1 protein-coding gene and 4 pseudogenes are annotated in these 6218 nt (G+C 64.4%); 2 read left to right on the plus strand and 3 right to left on the minus strand.

The window, feature by feature from the left end:
- A pseudogene (locus AYK61_RS25280) lies at positions 1–740 on the minus strand (ABC transporter permease).
- A 335-nt stretch (positions 741–1075) separates the two neighbouring features.
- Between AYK61_RS25280 and AYK61_RS25285 the strand changes: the two are divergent.
- A complete protein-coding gene (locus tag AYK61_RS25285) occupies positions 1076–2125 on the plus strand; it encodes a M48 family metallopeptidase (protein WP_121873532.1) in 1050 nt (349 codons plus the stop codon).
- A gap of 75 nt (positions 2126–2200) precedes the next feature.
- Here the strand turns inward: AYK61_RS25285 and lpdA are convergent.
- Positions 2201–3614: pseudogene (gene lpdA / locus AYK61_RS25290) on the minus strand (dihydrolipoyl dehydrogenase).
- A gap of 115 nt (positions 3615–3729) precedes the next feature.
- On the opposite strand from lpdA, the pseudogene AYK61_RS25295 reads away from it, so the two are divergent.
- Positions 3730–5749, plus strand: a pseudogene (locus tag AYK61_RS25295) (prolyl oligopeptidase family protein).
- Positions 5750–5752: 3 nt separating this feature from the next.
- On the opposite strand, the pseudogene AYK61_RS27680 reads toward AYK61_RS25295, so the two are convergent.
- Positions 5753–6218: pseudogene (locus AYK61_RS27680) on the minus strand (esterase family protein); the annotation flags it as partial.

Below are 6218 nucleotides of genomic sequence, written 5' to 3' on the forward strand. Positions count from 1 at the left end.
TCAGCCCAACTTCTGTGGCATGAACATCGCGACGACCTGCGTGATCACGACGTTGACGGTGAACGCGGACACCACACCGAGCACCACGGAGGCGTTCACCGCGTTCGCGACCCGCGGGGTCCGTGGGCGGCGGACAACCCGCGCTGGCAGGCGACGACGATGACGATGACGCCGAATATCTCGGTCTTCACCAGGGCGACGACGAGGTCCGCCACCGAGGCGAAGGACGCGAACGAGCTGATGTAGCTGCCGGGCGTCCCACTCTGAAAGCCGACGTTGATCGCATAGCCCGCGGCCAAGCCCATGAAGATGATGAGGATGCACAGGAACGGCGCCACCAGCAGGATGGCTGCCAGCCGCGGCGCGACAAGCCTGCGAATCGGGTCGATTCCCATCGTCGACAATGCGTCGATCTCGTCGCGGATGGTGCGTGCCCCCAGATCGGCAGCGACCGCCGCGCCTGCGGCACCGCCCAACAACAGCGCCGCAACGATCGGGGCACCTTGGCGGATCACCCCGAGGCCACCCGCTGCTCCTGCGATGGATGTCGCGCCGATCTGATCGGTGAGACTGCCGACCTGGACGGACACGATGACGCCGAACGGAATGGATACCAGTACTGCGGGAACCACTGTGACGGTGACGACGAACCAGGCCTGGTCGATGGTGTCACGCCACGGATGACGCAGCGTGACGATATCTCGCGCGAGGTGAACGAAGGCCAGTACGCCCAGCTCCAGAGTTTGACCGAACGTTCTGAATCCACCGGAAACCCGCCGCTGACGCGTGCGAGCGTCGACATCGGCGACGACAATTCCCCACCCCCCAGCTCGTGTTCGGCGCGACTCCCCTCGCGCAGAAACGAAAGCTACCAGCCGACAACCGACCAAGTGACGTTTTCATCACTTGATGGGCTATGACTGATCACAGACTTCCGGTGAGTCGATCGGGGCTCGGCACGGTGATCGAGCGTTCGGACGTCACAGTGTGGCGCGGGCCGATGAGCTTCGAGTTCGGACCGCTTGCCCCGCTTTACTGATACTTTGGATTCTCATCGACTGCTGGGAGAAACAGTTTGACCACCCCTCCGGATCGCACCCGCATCGAATTCCCCGACATCTCCTCTCGCACCTGGGAACACCCGTCCGATCGCGCCGCCCTGGTCACCCTGCGCACCCTCAAAGGTTTCGACACCGTTCTGCGCACACTGTCCGGGCTGCTGCGCGAGCGACAGCATCGACTGATGTACCTCGCCACCGCAGTGCGCGTCGACGAACGGCAGTTCAAGGACCTCAACGACCTACGTAGCGACTGCGTGCAGATTCTCGGTGCCGAGGAAACACCCGAACTCTTCGTGGTGCAGTCGCCGATGGTCAATGCGTTCACGATCGGCATGGACCGACCCTTCATCGTCCTGACCACCGGCATGCTCGACATCATGACCTACGAGGAGCAGCGGTTCGTCGTCGGTCACGAGCTGGGCCACGCACTGTCCGGTCACGCGGTGTACCGCACCGTGTTGATGCATCTGATGCGCCTCGCCGGCACCGTCGGCTGGGTTCCGGTGGGCGGTTGGGCGCTACGTGCGGTCATCGCCGGGCTGATGGAATGGCAGCGCAAGTCCGAATTGTCCGGCGACCGAGCAGGTTTGCTGTGCGGGCAGGACGTACACACCGCAATCCGGGTACAGCTGAAGTTGGCGGGCGGCGCACGAATCAGCGAGATCGACGTCGACGCCTTCCTCGCTCAGGCCGCCGAGTACGAGGCCAGTGGGGATCTGCGCGACGGCGTGCTCAAGCTGCTCAACCTCGAACTCCTCTCGCACCCGTTCTCGGTGCTGCGCGCCGCAGAGTTGAAGAAGTGGGTCGACAACGGCGAGTACGCGGCCGTACTTCGCGGCGACTACCCGCGCAGGTCCACCGACCACGAGGCCAAGGTCTCGGAGGAATTCCGCAACGCAGCGCGCACGTACAAGAACAACTTCGACACCTCGGAGGACCCGCTGATCAAGACGGTGCGAGACATCGGAAGTGGCTTCACCGGAGCCGTCGATGCCGTCGGCAACGGAATCGGCGACGTGGCGTCGGACATCAAGGGGCGCTTCGATCACTGGCGAAAGTCGTAGCGCCGGAGCAGGACCCACGAACGAGAAAGGGCGGCGACCACCGAAGTGGTCGCCGCCCTTGTCGTTCCGTGAAGATCAGAAGTTGATCATGTGGCCTGCGAGGCCGTGGATAGCTTCCTGCAGTGCCTCCGACAGCGTCGGGTGCGTGTGGACGTTGCGTGCGAGCTCGTTGACCGTGAGGTCCCATTTCTGGGCGAGGGTCAGCTCGGGCAACAGCTCGGACACGTCCGGTCCGATGAGGTGTCCGCCGAGCAGTTCGCCGTGCTCGGTGTCGGCGATGAGCTTGACGAAGCCGGTGGCGTCGCCCAGTCCGTGCGCCTTGCCGTTTGCGGCGAACGGGAAGTTCGCGACCTTGATGTCGGAACCGCGGCCTGAGCCTCTTCGCGGCCTGGTCCTCGGTGAGGCCGAAGCTGGCCACCTGCGGCTGGCAGAACGTCGCGCGCGGCATCATGCGGTAGTCGTCGATCGGCAATGTCTCTGCGCCGCCGATGGTTTCGGCAGCCACGACGGCCTGCGCCTCCGCCACGTGGGCGAGTTGAAGCTTGGCCGTGACGTCGCCGATGGCGTAGATGTGCGGCACGTTGGTCTGCATCGTGTCGGTGATGCCGATGGCACCGCGATCGGTGAGCTCGACGCCGGTCTTCTCGAGGCCGAATCCGTCGACGCGGGGCGCGAAGCCGACGGACTGCATCACCTTGTCGACAGTGAAGGTTTCGCTCTCACCGGACTTGTTGTGCTTGATCGCAACGGTGACCTTGGAGCCGTCGTCGTCGATGCTCTGCACGCCTGCGCCGGTGATGACCTTGACGCCGAGCTTCTTGTACTGCTTCTCGATTTCCTTCGAGACGTCCTTGTCCTCGTTGGGGAGCGCGCGATCGAGGAACTCGACGATGGTGACGTCGACTCCGTAGTTCTTGAGGACGTAGCCGAACTCCATGCCGATAGCACCGGCACCGACGATGAGGATCGAACCCGGCAGGTCCTTCGTCATGATCTGCTCTTCGTACGTGACGACGTTCTCGCTCAGTTCGGTGCCGGGAAGCAGCTTGGTGGTGCTGCCCGTCGCGATGATCGCGTTGTCGAACGTGATCGTCTCGGTGCCACCCTTGGTCAGCTCGACCTCGATGGTGTTGGCATCGGTGAACGTGCCCTTGCCGTCGTACTCGGGGATCTTGTTCTTCTTCATCAGGAAGTGGATGCCCTTGACGCGGCCGTCGGCAACCTTGCGGCTCCGATCGAACGCTGCCCCGAAGTCGAAGGAGGCTTCACCCGAGATGCCGAACAGCTTGGCCTCTTTGGTGAAGAGGTGCGCCAGCTCGGCGTTACGGAGAAGTGCCTTCGAAGGGATGCAGCCGACGTTCAGGCACACACCGCCCCAGTACTTCTTCTCGATGATGGCAGTGCTGAGTCCGAGTTGTGCCGCGCGGATTGCAGCGACGTACCCACCGGGACCGGCTCCGAGGACAACGACGTCATAGTGTGAGGTCACGAGTCCCGAGCGTAGTCGTGCTGTCCGACGCTCGCTCGACCTGGTCTTCGTTACCAGCCGGTAGCCACGCGAGCGCCGACCACCCCGACGGCCCGAGTGCTGCTAGAACTGTGGAATGGCAATCTCGGACGACCCGTACCTCTGGCTCGAAGACGTCACCGGCGACGCTGCGCTCGCGTGGGTGCGCGAGAAGAACGAGGTGACGGTCGAGGCGCTGAGCGGCCCCACCTTCGAGGCCACCGAGGCGAGCATCCGAGAAGTTCTCGACACCGACGCCCGCATTCCGTATGCCCGTCGTCGCGGCAGTTTCTGTACAATTTCTGCGCGACGCCGAGCACGTCCGCGCCTGTGGCGTCGAACCACGATGGACGAGTACCGAACCGAGAACCCGGCGTGGACGTACTGCTCGATCTCGATGCGCTGGCCAGCAGCGAGGACGAGAACTGGGTGTGGGGTGGCGCGCAGGTGCTCCGCCCCCATCAACGACTGGGCTCTGGTGACGCTCTCCCGCGGCGGGGCCGACGCGACGGTGGTCCGTGAGTTCGATCTGGACTCCCGCACCTTCCGCGCCTCGGAGGACGGCGGATTCGCCCTCCCCGAGGCCAAGACCGACATCGCTGGATCGACGCGGACACCGTCTTCGTCGGAACGGATTTCGGCCCGGTTCGCTCACCGAATCGGGCTACCCCCGAATCACCAAGCGGTGGCGTCGCGGCACCTCGCTCGACGACGCCGAGACCGTGTACGAGGGTGAGTCGCAGGACATCTCGATCTCCGCCTGGCACGATCGCACGCCGGATTCGAGCGCGACTTCGTCCAGCGTGCCACCGACTTCTACAACTCCGAGACCTACGTCCTCGACGGATCTGCGTTGACCCGGATCCCGACGCCGACCGACGCGTCGACCTCGGTGCACGAGAACTGGCTGCTGGTCCGAACGATACGCCGTGGACGGTCGGCGAGCAAACCTATCCGGCCGGCGCACTGCTGGCTGCGGATTTCGACGAGTTCATTTCCGGCACAATCGCTCTCACCGTCCTCTTCGCCCCGGACGCGCACACGTCACTGCACCAGTACGCGTGACCGAGAATCATCTGCTGCTGGTGACGCTGCAGGACGTACGGACGCAGTTGCACGTGCTCACCCCTCGCACGAACGAGTGGGTCAGCACCACCGTCGACGGACTGTCGGACCTGATCTCCACCGAGATCATCGGCACCGACGCCGAGGAGAACGGCGACGAGTTCTTCCTCTCCTCGTCCGGCTATCTGACGCCGGCGACACTGCTGGTGGGCACGGTGGGCGCGAACTCGAAGTCCTCAAGCAGGCTCCGGCATTCTTCGACGCCGACGGGCTGACGGTGGAACAGTTCTTCGCCCGGTCCGACGACGGCACCGACATCCCCTACTTCGTGGTCCGACGCGCCGATTCCGGCCCGGACCGACACTGCTCTACGGTTACGGCGGCTTCGAGATCTCGATGACGCCCGGCTACAGCGGCGCAACCGGACGGGCGTGGCTCGAACGTGGTGGCACCTACGTCGTCGCGAACATCCGCGGCGGCGGTGAGTACGGGCCGTCCTGGCACACCCAGGTACTGCGCGCCGGACGCCATCTGGTGCACGAGGACTTCGCCGCCGTCGCACGCGATCTCGTCACCCGAGGGATCACCACCACCGAACAGTTGGCCGCACAGGGTGGTAGCAACGGCGGCCTGCTGATGGGCATCATGGTGACGAAGTACCCGGAACTGTTCGGCGCGTTGGTATGTCAGGTCCCACTACTGACATGAAGCGATACCATCTGCTCCTCGCGGCGCGTCCTGGGTGGCCGAGTACGGCAACCCCGACGACCCGGACGAGTGGAGTTCATCTCGCAGTACTCCCCGTACCAGAACGTGGTGTCCGCATCCGAGCGTCGGTATCCGCCGATTCTGATCGCTACGTCACCCGCGACGATCGCGTCCATCCCGGACACGCCCGCAAGATGGCGGCTCGATTGGCCGAACTCGGTCACGACGTCAGCTACTACGAGAACATCGAAGGCGGGCACGGCGGGGCGTCGGACAATGCGCAGTTGGCGTTCAAAACGGCGTTGACCTACGAATTTCTGTGGCGGCACCTCGCTCGCAACTGACGGTCAGGCAGCGAGAGCGTCCTCGAACATCGGCCAGGAATCGTGCAGGTCGTCCTGCCAGTAGCCCCACGAGTGGGTGCCACGGTCACGCAACTCGAAGTGTGCCGGGATGTCGAGCTGCTCGAGGGCCGTCTTCAGCCTGCGAGTGCAGTCTCCGGTCGCCACCTCGATGGCACCGCCCACGACCATCTGGTTGAGCAACACGAAGCCGGGTCCGTTGGGATTGGTGCCGTCGAGAGTGTCCGATGCCCCGGCCAGTCCGCTGCCGTTGGGATGACAGCGCTGTGCCACGCAACTTCTCGGCATTGACCACCGCATCGTTGCGCACCCAGTCCCGATGATCGTCCGGCCCCACATGTTCGTCACGTTCGCGCCCAGCGCCATGGACACGACCGTCTTGACGTATGCCCGTCCCAACGCGTCGGTGGTCGACGCGCATCGCTGTACGAACCGACGGCTCGGTACAGCC

Origin of the sequence: Rhodococcus sp. SBT000017, assembly GCF_003688915.1 — a bacterium.
In the GTDB taxonomy this organism is placed as follows: Bacteria; Actinomycetota; Actinomycetes; order Mycobacteriales; family Mycobacteriaceae; genus Rhodococcoides.